The organism is Microbacterium sp. CFSPD4_SD4 (assembly GCF_057364585.1).
The window spans coordinates 290794-311475 of record NZ_JBNFOC010000002.1 but is presented as its reverse complement, the minus strand read 5'-3'; the positions used below and the strand labels follow the sequence as shown (position 1 = coordinate 311475).

The window sequence follows — 20682 nt, the reverse complement described above, 5'->3', positions numbered from 1 at the left end:
GTCAGGACGCGGCGCCCGCTCCGCGCAGCGCGCAGCGGAGGTCGCTCGGCGGCACGAAGTCCGCGGTGAGGGACCAGTCGGCCTCCTCGCCGGCGGGGACCTCCACCGTCGCTTGACCGGACCCGACGACCGTGGCCGCATCGGTGGTGAAGAACACGGTCACGACGTAGGTCGCGTCCGCGTCCGTGGGATTGCCGACCACGCCTTCCGCCGTCCCGCCGTCGTCCTCCGTGGTGCAGGTCGTGATCTGGGTCCCGGCGCGCACCTCTGGGGCGTCCGGCACGTCCTCCGGCACGCTCGTCGCTCCGACGACCCCCTCGTCCTCACCGGGGATCTGCGGCGCCCCCTCCGCGGCCGTGCGCGTCGGGGCCGGCTCCTCGGCGGCGGGGGAGCAACCGCTGAGCAGGAGACCGAGGATCAGGATCGGTGCCGCGAGGCGCGAAGTGCTGCGGTGGCGTGTGGACATCATGGGCTCCTCCTTCGACCGGGATCGCCCGTGGCGGGTGGACGCACCCGCCACGGACGACACTCGGTCAGCGCTGTTCCTGCTCTTCCTCTCGGCGTCGTAACCGCGTCAGGCCGAGACCCAGGCCGGCGAGGACCATCACTCCGCCCAGCAGCAGGCCGCCGGCGGCGAGCGTCCCACCCGTGACCGCGAGCCCGGTCGGCGGCGTCGGCACCACGCGGGTGACCGTCTGCGAGGTCGGCGGATCGATCGGCCCGCCCGGCGTGTTCCCGCTCACGGTTGCGACGTTGCGCACCTCACCGCGACGCACGTCGGCGGCATCGATGGTGTGCGGCGGCACGGTGCACGTCATCCGCTCCCCGGAGGCGAGGCTGGTCGCCGGGCAGGTCACCGGGCCCGCGGTCGGATCGGACACGACGATGTCGGAGACCGTCTGCGCCCCGATGTTGCTGACGACGATCGTCCACTCCACCCGGTCGCCGAGGTCGACGATCCCGTTGCCGTTCACGTCCACGGTCGTCGCGCGCTTCTCGATCGCAAGCTCGTTCGTCCCGTCGAAGGGCACCTCGACGGTCGACGGCGGCGACACCGGCGGCGTGCCCGATGGCGGTGTGCCGGTGGCCGTGGCCGTGTTGGTCAGCCGGCCGGAGTCGACGTCCGCCTGCGTCGTCGTGTACGTCGCCGTGCAGGTCACGGTCTGCCCGGGGATGATGCGCGCGGCCTCATCGGGGCAGGAGATGGCCGAGAGGTCGCCCTCTCCGGAGAACTCGGTCTCCTCGACCGCCACGTCGCTCAGCGTCACGTTGCCCGTGTTGGTCACGACGAAGGAGTACTCCAGCGTCTCCCCCACGGTGGTCATCACGGCCGGGGTCGCGGACTTCACGATGCTGAGGCCCGGGGTCGGCAGCGCGGGGACGCGCGCCTCGGACGGCGGCGACACCGGGGGCTGCAGGTCCCCGGGCGGCACACCGGTCGCGGTCGCGGAGTTCGTCACCTGGCCGGCGTCGATGTCCTCCTGCGTCAGCACGTACGTCGCCGTGCAGATGAGCTGGGCCCCGGGGGCCATCGACGCGGTCCCGGCCGGGCAGTCGATCGCCGACAGCGGACCCGTCCCGGAGAAGTCGCCCTCGGTGATCGCGACATCCGTCAGCGTGACGTTGCCGGTGTTGGTCACGACGAAGGAGTAGGTGATGTCCTGGCCCACGACGTAGGCCGCCGCCGTGTCGGGGCTGGCCGACTTCACCACGGCGATCGCCGGGTTCCGGTCACCGGGCACCTCCACCGTCGACGGAGGCGTCTCCGGCGGCTCGCTGGTCGGCGGCTCTCCCGTCGCGACGGCCGTGTTCGTGAGTCGCCCGGCATCCACATCCGCCTGGGTGACCACGTACGGCGCCGTGCAGGTCACGGACGCACCGGGGGCCAGCGAGGCCGCCGCGGCCGGACACGTGATCACCGGCGCGGTTCCCGTCCCCGAGAACGACACCTCGTCCACGCCGACATCCGTCATCGTGACGTTGCCCGTGTTGGTGATGAGGAACGAGTACGTGATCGTCTGCCCTGCGGCGCTGATCCGCGTGAGGTCCGCGGTCTTCGCCACCGTGAGGGCCGGCGACCCGTCCGAGGGCACCTCGACCGTCGAGGGCGGCGAGACCGGCGGCTGCCCCGACGGCGGTGTCCCCGTGCCGGTAGCGGTGTTCGTGACGCCACCCGCATCGATGTCGGCCTGCGTCACGACGTACGGCGCGGTACACGTCACCTCCGCTCCCGGAGCGAGGGACTCCGCCCCCGCGGGACAGGTCACCACCGGCGCCGTGCCGGTGCCGGTGAACGAGACCTCGTCCACCCCGACATCCGTCAGCGTGACGTTGCCCGTGTTCGTGAGGAGGAACGAGTACGTGATCGTCTGGCCCGCCGCGGTGATCTCGGTGCGGTCGGCCGTCTTCGCCACGGTCAGCGCGGGAGCCGGGTCACCGGGGACCAGGACGGTCGACGGCGGCGACACCGGGGGCTCACCCGAGGGCGGCGTGCCGGTCACGGTCGCGGTGTTCGTCACCCCGCCGCCGTCGAGGTCGGCCTGCGTGACCACGTACGGCGCGGTGCAGGTGACCTGGGCTCCCGGCGCGAGCGACGCGGCGCCCGCCGGACACGTCACGACCGGAGCCGTGCCGGTGCCGGTGAAGCCCGTCTCCTCCACCGTCACGTCGGCGATCGTCACGTTGCCCGTGTTGGTGGCCAGGAAGGAGTAGGTGATCGTCTGGCCGGCCGCGGTGATCGTCGACCGGTCGGACGACTTCACCACCGACAGGCCCGGCGACGGCTCCGACGGCACCTCGACCTCAGACGGCGGTGACACCGGCGGCTCCCCCGACGGCGGCGTGCCCGTGGCGGTCGCCGTGTTGGTCACTCCGCCCGCGTCGATGTCGGCCTGGGTGACGACGTACTCCGCGGTGCAGGTGACGTCGAGCCCCGGTGCGAGCGAGGACACCGCAGGCGGGCACTCGATCACCGGCGGAGTCCCCGTACCGGTGAAGGAGGCCTCCGTCACCTCGATGTCCGTCAGAGTGACGTTGCCGGTGTTCGCGACGACGAACGTGTAGGTGATCGTCTGGCCCGCGGCCGTGATCTCGGTCCGGTCCGCCGTCTTCGACACCGTCAGCCCCGGCGACGGCTCCGACGGCACCTCGACCTCGGACGGCGGCGACACCGGCGGCTCCCCCGACGGCGGCGTGCCCGTCACCGTGGCGGTGTTGGTCACCCCACCCGCGTCGATGTCGGCCTGGGTGACGACGTACTCGGCGGTGCACGTGACCTGCGCGCCGGGAACCATCGTGGCGGCACCCGCCGGACAGGTCACCACCGGGGCAGGACCCGTACCGGTGAAGGTGCCCTCCTCCACCGTGACGTCGCGCACCGTGACGTTCCCGGTGTTCGTCACGAGGAAGGAGTAGGTGATCGTCTGCCCCGCTGCCGTGATCTCCGTCCGGTCAGCGGTCTTCGTCACGGTCAGCGCCGGGGCCGGGTCGCCGGGGATCTCCACCGTCGTCGGCGGCGACACCGGTGGCGTCCCCGACGGCGGCGTGCCCGTCGCCGTCGCCGTGTTCGACAGCTGCCCGGCGTCGATGTCGGCCTGCGTCAGCGTGTACGTGGCGGTGCACTCGACCTGCGCCCCCGGCGCGAGCGATGCGGCCCCCGCGGGACACGTGATCGCCGACACCTCTCCCGAGCCCGTGAACGCCGTCTCGTCCACCGTCACGTCGGTGAGGGTCACGTTGCCCGTGTTCGTCACCACGAAGGTGTAGGTGATCTCCGTCCCCACCGTGTAGCCGGCGGCGGTGGAGGGATCGGCCGACTTCACGACCGTGATGCCGGGCGTCTGGATCGACGGCACCTCGACCTCCGACGGCGGCGACACCGGCGGCTCGAGGGTTCCGGGCGGGTCGCCCGTCACGGTGGCGGTGTTCGTCACGCCGCCTGCATCGATGTCGGCCTGCGTCACCTCGTAGGTCGCCGTGCACGTCACCTCAGCTCCGGGTTCGAGGGACGCGGCCGCTGCGGGGCAGGTGACGACGGGAGTCGCACCGGTACCCGAGAACGACACCTCGTCGACGGTCACGTCCGCGATGGTCACGTTGCCCGTGTTCGTCACGAGGAACGAGTAGGTGATGACGTCCCCCGCGGCGGTGATCTCCGTCCGGTCGGCCGTCTTCGCGACCGTGAGGGCGGGCGCGCCGGGCACCGTGACGATCGCCGTGGAGGGCGCCGACACCGGCGGTTCGAGGTCGCGGGGCGGCGTGCCCGTCGCGGTGGCGGTGTTGGTCACCTGACCCGCGTCGACGTCCGCCTGCGACGCCTCGTAGGACGCGGTGCAGGTCACCTGGGCGCCCGGAGCGAGTGCCGCCGCGGCGGCGGGGCAGGTGATCTCCGGCGCCGTGCCCGTGCCGGAGAACGCGGTCTCGGTCACGGTGATGTCGGTGAGGGTCACATTGCCCGTGTTCGTCACGAGGAAGGCGTAGTCGACGGTCGCCCCGGCGGCGGTGATCGACGTCGGATCGGCCGTCTTGACGAGGGTGATCGCGGGCGTCTCGTCCGCGGGGACCACGACGGTCGACGGCGGCGACACCGGCGGCTCCCCCGTGGGCGGCTCCCCCGTCACGGTCGCGGTGTTGGTCACCCCGCCCGCGTCGATGTCCGCCTGCGTCACCACGTAGGGCGCGGTACACGTCACCTGGGCGCCGGGGGCCAGGGAGGCGGCCGCCGCGGGGCAGGTGACGACCGGAGCGGTACCGGTGCCGGTGAACGACGTCTCCGTCACCCCGACGTCGTCGATGGTCACGTTCCCCGTGTTGGTGATGAGGAACGAGTAGGTGATCGTCTGTCCGGCCGCGGTGATCTCCGTGCGGTCCGCCGACTTCGCCACCGTGAGCGCCGGGGCGGCGGTGACGGGGATCTCGACCGTGGACGGCGACGACACGGGTGCCGCGCCCGTCGGCGGCGTTCCCGTCGCGGTGGCCGTGTTCGTGAGCGCCGAGGTGTTGTAGTCCGCGGCCGTCACGGTGTAGCTCGCGGTGCAGGTCACCTGCGCTCCCGGAACGAGGGATCCGGCGCCGGCGGGGCAGGTCACGTCGAGGGCTCCGGTGCCGGAGAAGGACTCCTCGTCGATGCCGACGTTCGTCAGGGTCACGTTCCCGGTGTTCGTGACGAGGAAGGAGTAGTCGATGGTCTGCCCGGCGCCGGTGATCGCGGTCGTCTCGGAGCTCTTCTCCAGCGAGATCGCCGGAGCCGGGTCCACCGGCACGCGCACGGTCGACGGCGGAGACACCGGAGGCGTCAGCGACCCGGGAGGCACACCGGTGGCGGTCGCCGTGTTGCTGACCGATCCCCCGTTCACGTCGGCCTGGGTCAGGGTGTAGCTCGCGGTACAGGTCGCCTGCGCTCCCGGGGCGAGCGGTGCCGTCGGGCATACGGCCGCCGAGAGCGTCCCGGAGCCCGTGAACGCCGTCTCGTTCACCGCGATGTTCGAGACGGTCACGTTGCCCGTGTTGGTGACGATGAACGAGTAGTCGATCACCTGTCCGACCGTGAAGTCGTCCGGTCCGGACGGGGTCGCCGACTTCACGACCGTGAGCGCCGGGGTACGGGTCGTCGTGACCGTCGCGGTGCTCGGGTTGCTCTCCACGCCGGTGTTGGCCTCGGAGGTTCCGGTGGCGAGCGCGGTATTCGTCACCGTGCCCGCGTCGATGTCCGCCTGGGTCAGCGTGTACGCCGCCGTACAGGTGGTGTTCTGCCCCACGGCGAGCGTCGTCGCCGCACAGTTCACCGCCCCGAGCGTCCCGGTACCGCTGAACGCGGACTCGCGGATGCCGAGCCCCGAGACGGCGACGTTGCCGGTGTTCGTGACCGCGAACGAATAGGTCACCGTGTCCCCCGCCGCGCTGGCGGTAGTCGGCGTGACCGTCTTCGTCAACGCCAGAGAGGGCGCCGGAGCCGTGATCGTGACGGCGTAGTCCTCCACCTCACCCGGACCGCCCGTCCCCGTCGGCGTCGCCGTGGTCAACCCCGTCCCGCTCTGGATGCGGAATCGGGCGAACGTCTGCCCGCCCACCGTCTGGGAGGCGATGCCGGACCAGTTCAGCGTCACCGACGAGCCGTCCGCCGTGCCCGCCGGGACCGTCGCGGTGGCGCCCTCGTTCGCGTCGAACACGCCGTTGCGGTTGAAGTCGATCCAGCCGACCAGGGTTGCCGGCACTCCCGGCACCTTGTTCGACGCCAGCACCGACACCGAATAGGTGTTCGTCACGCTGGCCATGATCGGCCCGAACGACGCCACCCCCGTCTCGTCGTTGATGGTCTGGTTCGGGGCCGTGCCGCCGACCACGTTGTCGCCCGTCGCGTTCGCGCTGTACTGCATCGCCGTCTCGGCATCGGCCGACCAGCCCAGATACGTCGCCGCGTTCAGCTCCTGGGAGACCGAGCCGTAGCTGGCCGGCGCATCGCCGAAGTCGTCGGGGATGGTCGTACAGGAGGGGTTGAACCCGTCGATGCCCTCGCCACCGCTCTGCGCCCGGTAGCCGCGCACGACGATGTCGCTCGTCCCGGTGGTCCCGGCGGGGCCGCATCGAGGGGTCGGCGTGTTGAGGCCGCCGTTCGTGTTGAAGTTCTGCCCGGCGGTGAGGACGGTGGCGGAGGCCGCGAGGTCGATCCGCAGCTCCCCCGCGGCGGTGAAAGTCATCGGACGGCACGTGATCTGCACGGACGAGGGCCACCGCGCGCCGTTGTCGCCGACGAAGGTGGTGCCGGTGATGCGGTGTACGAAGGTGTTCGCCGGACACGTCGCCGTCTGCACGTTCCCGCGACCCTGGTCGTAGACCGGCCCCTCGATCCACGTGGGGTTAACCGTGGAGGTGATGACCCCCGCATTGCTCACGGTGATCGACGAGCACTGGAGGCTGAAGCGCGTGAGGATCGAGTTCGCTGAGGAGCCCGGCGCGTCCGCGGTGCGGTTCTCCGTCCGCACGGCCGTGAGGACGGAGTTCGCCGGGCACTCGGTGGGGGCGGTCAGATCCTTGTCCGACCCGACGACGGGTCCTTCATACGACACGCCGAGGTACAGCTGAGCCGGGTCGCCCGGGGCTGCTGTCGCGGGCACCACGGGCGCGACGAGCGATCCCAGCACGAGGGCGAGCATGGTCGCCACCGCCCACGACGTCCGCGGTGATGACCGTGGCCGTCGTCGCGCTCTCCGATCCATCTTCTCTTCTCGACCAGACCGCGTGCGCAGAGAACCCCGCATGAACACTCCCCTGTCCAGATCCCGGCTCACCCGCTCCCCGAGCTGGGATACCGCCGAGGGTAAGGCGAGCGATCAGCGAACTCCAGGGCGACTTTCGTCCCCCCAGGATGAGGACTCAGGTCAGCGATCGGGGGTGGAAGGCGCCTCGAGTCGACGGCGCAGCGCCGTGGCGCGTTCCTCGAGTTCCGCGCGGATCTCGTGGGCGGCGAGCGAGCCACCGGAGAGGAAACCGGCCTCCAGCGCCTCCGGCCACCGACGGTTCACCTCGTCCAGCTCGAGGGTGAGGCGCTCCCTCTCCTCGGCCGAGATCGGCTCCGGCGGGACGGACTCCTCCGCCCCGTCCTCCGGCACGACGTACCACCGGAAATCCTCGCGACCGCGGGCATTGTTGAGACGCCAGAGGAGGAAGAGGGAGAGAAGGAACCCTGCTCCCCCCGTCGCGATCATCACCCAGGCGAACCCGGGCGTCTCGTCCAGAACGCCGATGCCGTACCAGAGGAGCAGCAACGCGGTCAGAGCCAGGGCGCCGGGGAAGACGATGCGGACGAGGACGAGTCCGACGGTGTGCATCCAGGGGCTCATGCGGCAGACCGTTCGATAAGCGTTCGCGGGGAAACAGAAAGAGCCGGTCAGACTCTGACCGACTCTTTCATGAATGTCTCGCTGTGCGCGAGGGGGGACTTGAACCCCCACGTCCATACGGACACTGGCACCTGAAGCCAGCGCGTCTACCATTCCGCCACTCGCGCGAGCGTCTCGCTCCGAAGAACTCAACTTTCCGAGGATATCACGCGTTTTCGCCCGCGTTGCACACCCCGGCAGGGGCGTCGGCGGCGTTCCCCCAGGTCACCTGGCTACGATGTCCCTACCGGTCGGCATGCCAGAGGAGCCCAGTGGGACTACTTGACAGCTTTGAGAAGGGTCTCGAGCGCGCAGTGAACAGCGCGTTCGCGAAGACCTTCCGCAGCGGCATCCAGCCCGTGGAGATCGCTTCGGCGCTGCGACGCGAGGCGGATACCACTGCGGCCGTGGTGAGCCGTGACCGCATCATCGCGCCCAACAACTACGTCGTGCGCCTGAGCCCCGACGACGCGGAGCGCATGCGCGGGCTCGGCGGCGCGCTGACGGACGAGCTGCACGCACTCCTCACGAAGCACGCGAAGTCGCAGGGCTACAGCTTCGCCGGCCCCCTGTCCCTCACACTCGAGGCGGACGACAAGGTCGCCACCGGCACCGTGCGCGTCACCTCGGGCACCGTCGAAGGACGCGTGAGCTGGCAGGCCGTGGTCGACGTCGACGGACGCCGGCACACCCTCACCCGTGCCCGCACCGTGATCGGCCGTGGCTCCGACGCCGACATCACCATCGCCGACGCGGGATCCAGCCGTCGTCACGCCGAGATCCTCTGGGACGGCGAGCGCGCCATGCTCCGCGACATGGGATCCACCAACGGCACGAAGGTCGACGGGCAGAAGCTCCGCGAGGCCGCCCTCCCCTCCGACACCACGATCACGATCGGTCGTACCGACCTCGTGTTCCGCATCGTCCCCGTCGCCACCCCGTCGCGGTCGTCGCGCCCCGACGACGACGCGACCCGCGTGTTCGGAGCCCTCGGATGAGTGAACTGGTCCTGCTCCTGCTCCGCATCGGCTTCCTCGTGCTGATGTGGTTCTTCGTGTTCGGGGTCGTCTACTCCCTGCGCGCCGACCTGTTCGGGGTGCGGGCTCGGAAGCTCCCCGCGGAGGCGACAGCGGGAGCACCCGCCGCCGCTCCGGCCGCGGCACCGGCGGCCCCGCCCCGTCCCTCGTCGGCGCGACCGTCGACCGGCCCCGCGACCGTGGCCACGGCGAAGCGCCTCGTGATCACGTCCGGACCGAAGGCGGGTCTCGAACTGCCCCTGGGCTCCGACGCGATGACGATCGGCCGCTCCAGCGAATCCGCCCTGGTGATCCGCGACGACTACACGTCCAGCCATCACGCCCGGCTCCTGCTCCGCGGCGACACGTGGGCGATCCAGGACCTCGACTCGACGAACGGCACGTTCGTGGCCGGCCAGCGGGTGACGGGCGGCCCGGTCTCCCTCAGCCTCGGCACCCCGGTCAAGGTCGGCGCGACGACGTTCGAGCTGAGGGCCTGACGCCGGCATGGTCTTCGAAGGCTCGAGCGCCGCGATCTCCCACACCGGGAAGGTCCGCTCCAACAACCAGGACTCCGGGTACTCCGGGGCGAACCTGTTCGTCGTCGCCGACGGCATGGGCGGACACGCGGGCGGCGACGTCGCCTCCAGCATCGCGATCCAGCGCATGGAGCCGCTGGATCAGCCGTACTCCTCCACGGAAGACGCGCAGGCCGCCCTCCAGGCCGCCGCCACGACGGCCGCGGGCGACCTCATCCGCGCCGCGAAGGATCGTCCCGAGCTCGCCGGGCTCGGCACCACGCTCAGCGCGATCATCATGGTCGACGAGTACGCCGTCATCGGCCACATCGGCGACTCGCGCATCTACCTCTACCGCGACGACGCGCTCACGCAGATCACCGCGGACCACACCTTCGTGCAGCGACTGGTCGACTCCGGCCGGATCACCCCGGAAGAGGCCAGATACCACCCGCGTCGGTCGGTGCTCATGCGGGTGCTCAGCGACATGGACGCCGACCCCGAGCTCGACATGTTCGTCATGCACGCGCAGCCCGGCGACCGCTGGCTGCTGTGCTCCGACGGCCTCTCGGGCGTGGTGGACGAGGCGCGCATCCTCAAGGCCATGCAGCTCGGGCTCGCCCCGGGGCGCACGGCCGACAACCTCCTCAAGCAGGCCCTCGACGGCGGCGCCCCGGACAACGTCACGATCGTGATCGTCGACGTCGGCGGACAGCACCCCGTCCACTCCGGCACCGCCACGATCGTCGGCGCGGCGTCGAACCCGTCCGGGGTCTACGTGCCGCCGGTCCGCGCGCCGCGGAGCAACTGGCTGCACCCGGTGCGGCAGGCCGCGAACGAGCCGAGCCACTTCGAGCCGGCGCCCGAGTACCTCGAGGAGCTGATCGAGGAGGATCGCCGTCGCGCCAAGCGCCGCCGACTGGGCTGGATCGCCGGCGCGGTCGTCGTCCTCGCGATGCTCGGCTTCGCCGCGTTCGCGGCATACAGCTGGACGCAGACGCGCTACTTCATCGGCGCCGACGAGGACAGCGTGGTGATCTTCCAGGGCGTGCAGCAGAACATCGGTCCGATCACCCTGTCGACCCCGGTCGACGACACCGAGATCCTCCTCGCCGATCTGCCGCCGTACCAGCGGGCCTCGGTCGAGCGCACCATCAGCGCCCGCTCGCTCTCGGACGCGATGGCCATCGTCGACCGGCTCCGCTCCGGCGCCGAGGCCAACATCATCGAGCAGACGCCGCTGCCCACCCCGCTCCCCTCGCCGAGCGAGACGCCGTCGGGAGGTGCCGGATGAGCACCGACGTCCAGGCCGACACCACCGTCATCAAGGCCCTGCGCCGCCTGCGCATGCCCCAGACGCAGCGCAATCGCGAGTTCTGGCTGCTCCTCTTCGCCTGCGCGATCAGCGGCGCCGCCCTCACCCTCGTCCAGCTCGGCGCTCTCGGCACGATCGACCCGATGATCCTGGCGATCGGCGGCGGACTCGCCGCCCTCGCCTTCGCGCTGCACGTCGTGCTCCGCTTCGTCGCCGCCGACGCCGACCCGTTCGTGGTCCCGATCGCGACGCTGCTCACCGGCCTCGGCGTCGCGATGATCTACCGGATCGACATCGCGTTCGGGAACACCGGGTGGAACGCCTACTCCACCAAGCAGCTCGCCTGGACGGCCATCTCGCTCGCCGGTGCGATCGCGGTGGTCATCCTGCTGCGCAACTACCGGATCCTCTTCCGGTACACCTACATCTTCGGCCTCGCCGGCATCCTCCTGCTGCTCCTGCCGTTCGTGCCCGGTCTGCGGATCCCCGACGCGAACGCCCAGGTCTGGGTGTCGCTGGGCGGCATGTTCGCCTTCCAGCCCGGCGAGCTCGCCAAGATCTGCCTGGCGATCTTCTTCGCCGGTTACCTCGTGCGCACGCGGGAGAGCCTGACCTCGGTCGGCAAGCGGGTGCTCGGCATCACCTGGCCGCGCATGCGCGAACTCGGTCCGGTCCTCGTCGTCTGGCTCGTCTCGCTCGGCATCATCGTCTTCCAGCGCGACCTCGGCACCGGAACGCTCATCTTCGGCATGTTCGTGGCGATGCTCTATGTCGCGACGGGCAAGACGAGCTGGGTACTGATCGGTCTCGGCCTCGTGGTGGCCGGCGTCGCCGCCGCCTCGCAGATCCTCAGCTACGTGCAGGGTCGTTTCATCAACTGGCTGTTCCTGTTCGACTCCTCCAAGGTCGACCCCGACGTCGCCGGCTACCAGCCCATGCAGGGACTGTTCGGTCTCGCCCGTGGCGGCCTCATCGGCACCGGCTGGGGCCAGGGCCGCCCGGAGATCACCCCGCTGGCGCACAGCGACTACATCATCACGAGCCTCGGCGAGGAGCTCGGCCTCATCGGCCTCTTCGCGATCCTCTGCCTCTACATGGTGTTCGTCAGCCGCGGTGTCCGCATCGGGCTCGCGGGTCAGGACGACTTCGGCAAGCTGCTCGCCACGGGGCTGTCATTCACGATCGCCCTCCAGGTCTTCATCATGGTGGGCGGCGTGACGCGGGTCATCCCGCTGACGGGTCTGACCACGCCGTTCCTCGCCGCCGGCGGCTCCTCCCTCGTCGCGAACTGGCTCATCGTGGCGCTCCTGCTCCGCATCTCCGACGGCGTCCGCCGTCAGCCCCGGGTGGTGATCGGCTGACATGACCAAAGAGCTCCGCAGACTCAGCATCGTCATGCTGTTCATGTTCGTCGCGCTGTTCGCCGCGACGAGCTGGATCCAGGTCGTCGAGACCGATGTCCTGTCGCAGAACCCGCACAACAAGCGGACGCGGCTGGACAGCTACGAGATCCAGCGTGGCGCGATCATCGTCGACGGCACCGCCATCGCCAACTCGGTGCCGAGCGACGACCAGTACCGGTTCCAGCGCGTGTACACCGACCCGGGCCTGTGGGAACCCGTCACCGGGTACTTCAACCCCGCCCTGGGTTCGGCCACCGGCATCGAGGAGGCGATGAACGCCGATCTCTCCGGTACCGGCTCGAACGCCTTCTTCGCCGAGATCGAGCGCATCCTCTCCGGCCAGCCTCAGCGCGGCTTCAGCGTCGAACTCTCCCTCAACACCGCCGCACAGCGCGCCGCCGTCGAGGCCCTGGACGGCCTGCAGGGAGCGGTCGTCGCGATGGACCCGAAGACCGGACGCATCCTCGCGATGGCCTCCACCCCGGGCTTCGACACGAACCGCATGGCGACGCACGACGCGAACGCGGCCAACGCCACGTACGACGAGCTGGTGGCCGATCCGGGCAAGCCGCTCTCCAACCGGGCGATCGCGGGTGACCTCAACCCCCCGGGCTCGACCTTCAAGATCGTCGTGGCGGCCGCCGCCTACGCGAGCGGAGACTGGACGCCGGAGTCGACGCTGCCCAACCCGACCTCGTACACGCTCCCCGGCTCGAACAATCGCGTCTCCAACGCCTGGGGAGGCGCCTGCGGTCCCGGGGAGACCGTCACGATCGCCGAGGCGATCCGCCTGAGCTGCAACATCCCCATGGCCGAGCTCGCGGTCGAGCTCGGCGACGACACGATCCGGGAGATGGCCGAGAAGTTCGGCTTCAACCGCAGCTTCGACACGCCCCTCACCTCGACGCCCTCCAGCTACCCCCAGGGCCTGGACGACGCGCAGACCGCGCTCACCGGGTTCGGGCAGGGACAGGTCACCGCGACGCCGCTGCAGATCGCCATGGTCTCAGCGGGCATCGCGAACGACGGCGTGGTCATGAACCCGCAGATGGTGGACGCCGTGATCGGCAACGACCTCTCGGTGATCCGGTCGTTCGAGAGCACCGAGTTCGGGCGCGCGATGGACGCCGACGTCGCCGACGACGTCACCTCCGCCATGGTCGCGAGCGTCTCAAACGGTGCGGCGCAGGGTGCAAGAATAGACGGGGTCGACGTAGCCGGTAAGACGGGAACGGCGGAGAACGGAAACAGGCCGCACACGCTGTGGTTCACGGGGTTCGCCCCCGCGGACGACCCCGCGGTCGCGGTAGCGGTCGTCGTCGAGAACGGCGGCGGACAGGGTCAATCAGGAAGCGGGGACACCATCGCCGCTCCGATTGCGAAGAAGGTCATAGAGGCGGTGCTGGGCAGATGAGGCCGACGCAGGGTGTGTCGTTCGGTGGTCGCTACGAGCTGCAGTCGCGTATTGCGATCGGCGGCATGGGCGAGGTGTGGGAGGCGACGGATCACGTCATCGGTCGCACCGTCGCCATCAAGATCCTCAAGGACGAGTACATGGGGGACCCCGGGTTCCTCGAGCGGTTCCGCGCGGAGGCGCGTCACGCCGCGCTCGTCAACCACGAGGGCATCGCCAGCGTGTTCGACTACGGCGAGGAGAACGGCAGCGCCTACCTCGTCATGGAGCTCGTGCCGGGTGAGGCCCTGTCGACGATCCTCGAGCGGGACGGCTCGCTGAGCGCGGACAAGACGCTCGACATCGTCGCGCAGACCGCCTCGGCCCTCCAGGCCGCGCACGCCGCGGGTCTCGTGCACCGCGACATCAAGCCGGGGAACCTCCTGATCACGCCCGACGGCCGCGTGAAGATCACCGACTTCGGCATCGCCCGCATCGCCGATCAGGTCCCGCTCACCGCGACCGGCCAGGTCATGGGCACGGTGCAGTACCTGTCGCCGGAGCAGGCGTCGGGTCACCCGGCCTCCCCCGCGACCGACACCTACTCGCTGGGCATCGTCGCGTACGAGTGCCTCGCCGGCAAGCGCCCCTTCACCGGCGAGTCGCAGGTCGCGATCGCCATGGCGCAGATCAACGAGCAGCCGCCGCCGCTGCCGCCGACGGTCCCGATCCCCGTGCAGAACCTGGTCATGGCGATGATCGCCAAGAAGCCGGCGGATCGCCCCTCCTCCTCGGCCACGGTCGCCCGCGCGGCCCAGGCCCTGCGTCGCGGCGACCTGAACTCCGCGGCCATCGCCGTGCCCGCCATCGCGACGGGCGGCATCGCCGGCGACGACGACGCCACGCGCATGCTCACCGCGACCGGTGACGACGGCACGACACGCATCCTCCCCACCACCGCGCAGCTTCCCACCGACGAGGCCGCCGCGGAGGAGCAGGAGAAGAAAAAGAAGAAGAAGAGTGCATGGACCTGGCCGCTGATCGCGCTGCTGGTCCTGCTGCTCATCGTCGTCGCCGGCACGCTGTGGGCACTGTTCGGCAACCAGGGCAAGGATGCCGACCCCGACCCCACCGGGTCCGCGAGCCGCACCCCCACGCAGACCCAGACGCAGACGCCCTCGCAGGAGCCCACGCCCGAGGAGACCCGGGTCGACGTGACCGCCCTCGGTCTCAACGGCATGGACTGCGGCACCGCCACCGCGACGCTCAAAGAGGCCGGGTTCTCCGACATCGCCTGCGGCGAGGGCGACCCCGCCCCGAGCGACGGCGATGTCGGCAAGGTCTACCGGGTGCAGCCGGAGGGGAACGTCGCGACGACGACGCCGATCGCCCTCACGGTCTACGCCGGCCGTACGCCGTTGCCGACGCCGACGGACGTGCCGACGATCACCGGCGACCCGATCGCCGGCAGCACCGTGACGATCTCCTGGGGCACCGGTTTCACCTGCCCCAGTGGCACCACGCTGTCCGGCTACGTCGTTTCCCTGCAGAACGGCACCTTCGCTTCGGGCGGGCCGAACTTCCAGCCGACGCAGCGCAACGCTCAGGTGACGGTCGGCGATGCCGTGGGGCAGCAGCTCATCGCGACGTATCAGGGCCTGTGCTCCGGTGGCGACCAGCGCACGTCGAACGCCTCCCCCCCGCTCTCCGTCACGATCGTGGCCCCGGAGGACGGCGAGGGTGACGGCGGCGACGGCGCCCAAGGGTAGCCTGAGTATCCAGTCCAGCCATAGTCGTTTCCAGGGGGTCATCCGTGTCCACAGAGCCACGAGTCATCGCGGGCCGGTACCGCGTCGACGAGCTCATCGGGCACGGCGGGATGGCGAAGGTGTACCGCGGGTACGATCTGACGCTCGGCCGCGAGATCGCGGTCAAGATCCTCGACCCTGAGCTCGCCCGCGACACCAGTTTCCGTACGCGGTTCCGTCTGGAGGCGCAGTCGGCGTCGCGCATGTCGCACCCGTCGATCGTGCGGGTGTACGACGCCGGCGACCCCTCCACGGTCGACAGCTCCTCGGACGAGCCGCCGTACATCGTGATGGAGCTGGTCAAGGGCACCCTGCTCAAGAAGATCATCGCCGACGGCCCCGTCCCCGTCGAGGATGCGGTGCGCTACGTCGACGGGATCCTCGAAGCGCTGGACTACTCGCACCGCGCCGGAGTCGTGCACCGCGACATCAAACCGGGCAACGTCATGGTCACCGACAAGGGCCAGGTGAAGGTGATGGACTTCGGCATCGCCCGCGCGGTGTCCGACTCCTCCTCGACCGTGGCCGAGACCACCCAGATCATCGGCACCGCCGCCTACTTCTCGCCCGAGCAGGCCAAGGGGGAGCCGGTCGATGCTCGTGCCGACCTCTACTCCACCGGCGTCGTGCTCTACGAGCTGCTGACCGGACGGCAGCCGTTCCGCGGGGAGTCGCCGGTCGCGGTCGCCTACCAGCACGTCAGCGAGACACCGGTCCCGCCCTCCGAGGTCAACGAGGAGTCGCCCGCAGCCCTCGACCCGATCGTGCTGCGCGCCCTCGCGAAGGACCCGTATCAGCGGTATCCGGACGCCGCCCACTTCCGTGCCGCTCTGGACGCCGCGGTGACCGGCGCCGCCCCCACGCGCAAGCAGATCGGCGCCCTGACGAGCGAGCTCTACGGCCCGAGTCCGCGCCAGGCGCAGGAGACGGCGCGGTCGCTGCGTCAGCTCAGCACCGACACCACGATGGCCCGCACACAGTCGGGACCGCCCGTCGCGTGGATCTGGGCCGGCGTCGCCCTGCTCGCGGTGCTCCTGGCCTCCGTGCTGTTCTGGGTCTGGACCATCAGCATGCGGCCCGCCGACGTGCCCAGCACCTCGCGCGTCGTCCCGGATCTGACGAACGTCGCCTCGGAACGTGCGCAGGACGACCTCGCGGAACTCGATCTCTCTTCCAAGATCGTCATCGAGTCGAGTCCCTCGATCGCGGAGGGCAACGTCATCCGCACGGATCCGGAGGGCGGGGTGTCGGTGGAGCAGGGCTCGACCGTCACGCTCTACGTGTCCTCGGGCGAGGAGACGGTCGTCGTACCGAAGCTGGAGGGCATGTCCCTCGATGCCGCCACGAAGGCGCTCCAGGACGCGGGACTCGAGCTCGGCACCGTGACCCAGCGCAACGACAAGGGTCTTGCCGCGAACACCGTCATGACGGCCAGTGAAGAAGAGGATGCCGAGGTGGCCCCCGGCACGGTGGTGAACCTCGAGGTCGCCAGCGGCAAGGTGACGCTGAAGAACATCGTCGGCTGGTCCATGGATTCGGCCACCGAGGAGCTCGAGAGTATCGGGCTCACCCCGGTGCCGACCGAGGCACCGGAGTGCCCGGCGTCGGATCCGGCGACCGTGCACTCGATGTCCGTCGCGCCGGGAGACGTTCCCGTCGGGTCGTCGGTCGAGCTCCGCTACTGCACCGGATCCTGACCCGGACCCGCCGGCTCAGCGCGCCAGCGGATCGAGGCGCGCGGATCGGGAGACGGCCTCCTCGTCGCCGCACAGCCCGAGCCAGTTCGCGAGCAGTCGATAGCCACCCCGGGTGAGCACGCTCTCCGGGTGGAACTGCACCCCGTGCAGCGGCAATGTCCGGTGCGCGAGGGCCATCACGGTGCCGTCGGGCGCGGTGGCGGTCACGGTGAGGTCGGCGGGCAGGTCGCCCGCCGCGAGAGCGAGCGAGTGGTAGCGCCCGACGTCGAACGGCGACGGGAGCCCCGCGAACAGCGCGGAGCCGTCGTGACGGACCGCCGAGACCATGCCGTGCATCACCGCAGGTGCCGACCGGACGGGCGCCCCGAGCGCGGCTCCGATGACCTGATGTCCCAGACACACGCCGAGCGTCGGCACGCCGCGCCGCATCGCGATCCGGGCGGCCTCGACCGAGACCCCGGCGTCGGCGGGGCCCCGGGCCCGGGAGAGAGGAGGAGGGCGTCGTGGGAGTCCAGCATGCCTTCCACCGCCGCGGCGTCCGTCGCGTCCGACTCGACGAGGGTGGTGTCCGCCCCGAGCTCCCGGAGATAGCCGACGAGGGTGTGCACGAAGCTGTCGTGGTTGTCGACCACCAGGACGCGCGTCATTCGACGTCGACCTCGCCGGGGGAGATGAGGGGGCTGACCCAGGGGAACACGTACCAGAACAGCGCGTAGAGCACCGCGGCGATCACCACGAGCAGGATGAACACGCGCAGCCACCACGGGCCGGGCAGCAGGCGCCAGAGTGCGGCGTACATGGGTCTTCTCTCTCCTGGGGGGGTCACACGGACGGCGCGGCCGGCGGCGGTGGCGGATCGGTCAGGGCCGGCGGGGGTCCCTCGGCTCGCGGTTGGAAGCTCTCGAACACCCCGTACGCGACGATGCGCTCGGCGAGCGAGTACAGCGGCGAGCATGCCGTCAACGTGATGTACTGCTCCCCCGTCTGCTGCTCCGGCATCTGCGGCACGTCGGCGAGCACGTCGGTCTGCGTCGGCTTCACGTACTCCAGGGTGCGGAACCGGTAGGTGTACCACCCGTCCGGAGTCTCCACCACGATCGCGTCGCCCACGTGCAGCTTGTCGAGCTGGTTGAACGGCTTGCCCCAGGTCGTGCGGTGGCCGGCGAGCGAGAAGTTGCCGACCTCTCCGGGCATCTTCGACTGCGTGTAGACCCCGATGCCCTTCTGATCGAGCGTGCGCGCCCGGCTGGTCCCCCCGTAGATCCCGAAGTTGTAGTCGGCCCCGAACCGGGGGATGTGCATCTGCCCGAACCACTCGCCGTCGGCCGGTGCCGCCGGGACCGGCGCCTGATAGACCGTCTCGCCGTCGTCCGTCTCGATGAGAGGCGGGGGCTCGGGGGCTTCGCCCGCGGCGAGCTGCTGCGAGATCGCGGCGCCCTCCTCGTTCTTCTGGGCGGCGATGATGATGTCGCCGATCCACATCTGCCAGGCGACGAAGAGGAGCACGATGACGCCGGCGGTCAGGAGGAGTTCGCCGAGCACACTCGCGAACGTGGCGCGCGACCGGGGTCGCTGCCGCCGTCCGCGCCGCCCCCCAGGCACGACAGATGCAGTCATGGGCGTGATCATATCCGCCCGACCTGTGCAGCAGGAGTCGGGGCACCACCGATCCGCGTCCTCACGTCTCGTCCGCGCCGAGGTCTCCCGGGTACAATGACGGCATGGCACGTGACCGCAAGACCGAAGAACCCGCCGTCGAGCGCGCCGAGGGCGACGCCGCTCCCAACGCCGTCTGGTTCAAGCCGGTGATGATCGGCTTCATGCTCCTCGGCCTCGCCTGGATCCTCGTCTTCTACATCTCGGGCATGCAGTTCCCCATCCCCGGCCTCGACAACTGGAATCTGGCCATCGGTCTGGGCATCGCCCTCATCGGATTCCTCATGACCACACGCTGGCGCTGACCGGCCGCAACGACAAGAACCCCTCGCCACTGCGGCGAGGGGTTCTTTCGTCTGTCCGAGAGGCGAGGTTATCCACAGGTTATCCCCACACTGGGGAGAATTACACCGATGTTATTCACAGGGGTTAACAACCCTGTTAACAACTCGGGATCAGGCCAAAAGGATGAGGGGCGGCACCACGGCGACCACGACGATCAACAGCACCACCAGGGCGGCGAGCGACACGATCTGCCAGGTCCGCTGGTCGCGGCGCTTCGTGCGGACGTAGATGAGGGCCACGAGCGCGCCCGTGATCGCGCCGCCGAGGTGCGCCTGCCAGGAGATGCCACCGGCGAAGAACCCGAAGGCGAAGTTGATGCCGAGGATCACGAGGATGCCCGTGACGTTGGCCCCGATGTGGCGCCCGATGATCAGGAGCGACGCCAGGAGCCCGAAGATCGCCCCGGAGGCGCCGACCGTCCACGTCTCCGGCGCGAGGACGGCCACCGCGACGGATCCGCCGAGACCGCTGATGAGGTACAGCGCGAGATAGCGGACACGACCGAGCATCGGTTCGAGGTTCTGCCCGAGCATCCACAGGGCGAGCATGTTCAGGGCGAGATGCACGAAGCCGCCATGCACGAACAGCACGGTCAGCAGTCGCCACGGCTCGAACGGCAGGAGGGAGAGGTTCGGGTAGAGGAACGGCGCGTAGAAGCCGAGAGCCTGGATGATCGGGGCGTTGAGCCCGGGGATGAGCTGCACGAGGCCGATGAACGACGTCACCGCCAGCAGGACGTACGTGACGACCGGCTTGCCGCTGCGCACGGCCCCCATGGTCGTGGCGCCGCCGCCGCGCCAGCGTCGCGCGGCCTTCTTCTGAGCGGGGGTGCGGTTCTTGCGCTCGGCATCCATGCACTCGGGGCAGATCACGCCGACCGGGGCGGGCGTCTGGCACTCGGGGCAGATGGTGCGGAGGCACCGCTGGCAGAGCACGAAGGACTGCCGATCCGGATGCCGGTAGCAGAAGTTCTCACGGTTGTTCGTGAACTCGGGCGTCGTCATCCGGATCGGCCGTCGCAGTCGTCAGGCGGCGACGATGTCGATCGACTGCAGCACCACGGGCTCGATCGGGCGGTCGCCCGCCGCCGTCGGGACCGCGGAGATCGCGTCGACGACCTTGCGCGATGCGTCGTCGGCGACCTCGCCGAAGATCGTGTGCTTGCCCTGCAGCCACGGGGTCGGGTCGGTGGTGATGAAGAACTGCGAGCCGTTGGTGCCCTCGACCTTGCCGGTGATGGCGTTGCGGCGGAGGCCCGCGTTGGCCATCGCGAGGATGTAGGGCTCGTTGAAGTTGAGCTCGTTGTTGATCTCGTCGTCGAAGTTGTACCCCGGACCGCCGACGCCCTGGCCGAGCGGGTCGCCGCCCTGGATCATGAAGTTCGGGATGATGCGGTGGAAGATGACGTCCTTGTAGAGGGGACCCTCGCCCGGCTTGCCGGTGGCGGGGTGCGTCCACTCCTGGGAGCCGTCGGCGAGACCGACGAAGTTCTTGACCGTCTTCGGGGCGTGGTCGCCGAAGAGGTTGATGACGATGTCACCGTGGTTGGTGTGCAGAGTTGCGACGTGGGAAGCGTGAACCATGCGTTCATTCTCGCAGAGCTTCCGGTGAGCGGGCCGGGCGTGTACAACGCGGGAGCCGATGATGCAAGGGG

Annotated in this window: 15 protein-coding genes, 1 tRNA gene and 1 pseudogene; 8 read left to right on the top strand and 9 right to left on the bottom strand. The window is 70.0% G+C overall.

All coding sequences use genetic code 11. The features are described from left to right. Position 1 precedes the first annotated feature (1 nt). The 4 genes from AC2W7E_RS05540 to AC2W7E_RS05525 form a co-directional block, all read right to left on the bottom strand. The gene (locus AC2W7E_RS05540; RefSeq protein ID WP_025105166.1) at positions 2 to 469 is read right to left on the bottom strand and encodes a hypothetical protein; all 468 of its coding nucleotides are present in this window, start codon (positions 467 to 469) and stop codon (positions 2 to 4) included. A gap of 64 nt (positions 470 to 533) precedes the next feature. Beyond that, positions 534 to 7151, bottom strand: coding sequence for a DUF7507 domain-containing protein (locus AC2W7E_RS05535; RefSeq protein ID WP_485988705.1), 6618 nt, complete (start codon positions 7149 to 7151; stop codon positions 534 to 536). 225 nt (positions 7152 to 7376) lie between these two features. Beyond that, positions 7377 to 7838, bottom strand: coding sequence for a hypothetical protein (locus AC2W7E_RS05530; RefSeq protein ID WP_485988704.1), 462 nt, complete (start codon positions 7836 to 7838; stop codon positions 7377 to 7379). A gap of 84 nt (positions 7839 to 7922) precedes the next feature. Next, positions 7923 to 8005: transfer RNA gene (locus AC2W7E_RS05525), tRNA-Leu, on the bottom strand. Positions 8006 to 8149: 144 nt separating this feature from the next. Here AC2W7E_RS05525 and AC2W7E_RS05520 point away from each other — a divergent pair. From AC2W7E_RS05520 to pknB, 7 genes are read left to right on the top strand one after another with little or no spacing between them, the layout of a single operon-like run. Continuing rightward, on the top strand, positions 8150 to 8875 hold the full coding sequence (locus tag AC2W7E_RS05520; RefSeq protein ID WP_025102897.1) for an FHA domain-containing protein: 726 nt from the start codon (positions 8150 to 8152) through the stop codon (positions 8873 to 8875). Next, positions 8872 to 9393 (top strand): FHA domain-containing protein FhaB/FipA, encoded by a 522-nt coding sequence (locus tag AC2W7E_RS05515; protein ID WP_025102896.1) that lies wholly within the window; start codon positions 8872 to 8874, stop codon positions 9391 to 9393. The genes AC2W7E_RS05520 and AC2W7E_RS05515 overlap by 4 nt, the downstream gene beginning before the upstream one ends. 7 nt (positions 9394 to 9400) lie before the next feature. After that, positions 9401 to 10705: a PP2C family protein-serine/threonine phosphatase gene (locus AC2W7E_RS05510; protein WP_025102895.1), complete on the top strand. Its 1305-nt coding sequence runs from the start codon at positions 9401 to 9403 to the stop codon at positions 10703 to 10705. After that, complete coding sequence (locus AC2W7E_RS05505) at positions 10702 to 12087, top strand: FtsW/RodA/SpoVE family cell cycle protein (protein ID WP_025102894.1); 1386 nt, start codon at positions 10702 to 10704, stop codon at positions 12085 to 12087. Before AC2W7E_RS05510 ends, AC2W7E_RS05505 begins: the two co-directional genes overlap by 4 nt. A gap of 1 nt (position 12088) precedes the next feature. Beyond that, positions 12089 to 13543 (top strand): penicillin-binding transpeptidase domain-containing protein, encoded by a 1455-nt coding sequence (locus AC2W7E_RS05500; RefSeq protein ID WP_085605334.1) that lies wholly within the window; start codon positions 12089 to 12091, stop codon positions 13541 to 13543. Beyond that, positions 13540 to 15291 (top strand): serine/threonine-protein kinase, encoded by a 1752-nt coding sequence (locus tag AC2W7E_RS05495; protein ID WP_485988703.1) that lies wholly within the window; start codon positions 13540 to 13542, stop codon positions 15289 to 15291. Before AC2W7E_RS05500 ends, AC2W7E_RS05495 begins: the two co-directional genes overlap by 4 nt. Before the next feature lie 44 nt (positions 15292 to 15335). Beyond that, complete coding sequence (gene pknB, locus AC2W7E_RS05490) at positions 15336 to 17027, top strand: Stk1 family PASTA domain-containing Ser/Thr kinase (protein ID WP_485988702.1); 1692 nt, start codon at positions 15336 to 15338, stop codon at positions 17025 to 17027. Between the two features lie 15 nt (positions 17028 to 17042). Here pknB and AC2W7E_RS05485 read toward each other — a convergent pair. The 3 genes and pseudogenes from AC2W7E_RS05485 to AC2W7E_RS05475 all read right to left on the bottom strand — a co-directional run bounded on the left by AC2W7E_RS05485 (position 17043) and on the right by AC2W7E_RS05475 (position 18644). Continuing rightward, positions 17043 to 17674: pseudogene (locus AC2W7E_RS05485) on the bottom strand (anthranilate synthase component II). Then, on the bottom strand, positions 17671 to 17826 hold the full coding sequence (locus AC2W7E_RS05480) for a hypothetical protein (RefSeq protein ID WP_249521410.1): 156 nt from the start codon (positions 17824 to 17826) through the stop codon (positions 17671 to 17673). The pseudogene AC2W7E_RS05485 and the gene AC2W7E_RS05480 overlap by 4 nt, the downstream one beginning before the upstream one ends. 23 nt (positions 17827 to 17849) lie before the next feature. Then, the gene (locus tag AC2W7E_RS05475; RefSeq protein ID WP_062638016.1) at positions 17850 to 18644 is read right to left on the bottom strand and encodes a class E sortase; all 795 of its coding nucleotides are present in this window, start codon (positions 18642 to 18644) and stop codon (positions 17850 to 17852) included. 104 nt (positions 18645 to 18748) lie between these two features. On the opposite strand from AC2W7E_RS05475, the gene AC2W7E_RS05470 reads away from it, so the two are divergent. Beyond that, positions 18749 to 18988, top strand: coding sequence for a cell division protein CrgA (locus AC2W7E_RS05470; protein WP_025102888.1), 240 nt, complete (start codon positions 18749 to 18751; stop codon positions 18986 to 18988). 150 nt (positions 18989 to 19138) lie between these two features. Here AC2W7E_RS05470 and AC2W7E_RS05465 read toward each other — a convergent pair whose 3' ends face one another. Together AC2W7E_RS05465 and AC2W7E_RS05460 are read right to left on the bottom strand one after the other, a co-directional pair. Further along, positions 19139 to 20032: a rhomboid family intramembrane serine protease gene (locus tag AC2W7E_RS05465; protein WP_025102887.1), complete on the bottom strand. Its 894-nt coding sequence runs from the start codon at positions 20030 to 20032 to the stop codon at positions 19139 to 19141. A 21-nt stretch (positions 20033 to 20053) separates the two neighbouring features. Next, positions 20054 to 20611 carry a peptidylprolyl isomerase gene (locus AC2W7E_RS05460; RefSeq protein ID WP_025102886.1) on the bottom strand — a complete coding sequence of 186 codons (558 nt, stop codon included), beginning with the start codon at positions 20609 to 20611 and terminating at the stop codon, positions 20054 to 20056. Positions 20612 to 20682 lie beyond the last annotated feature (71 nt).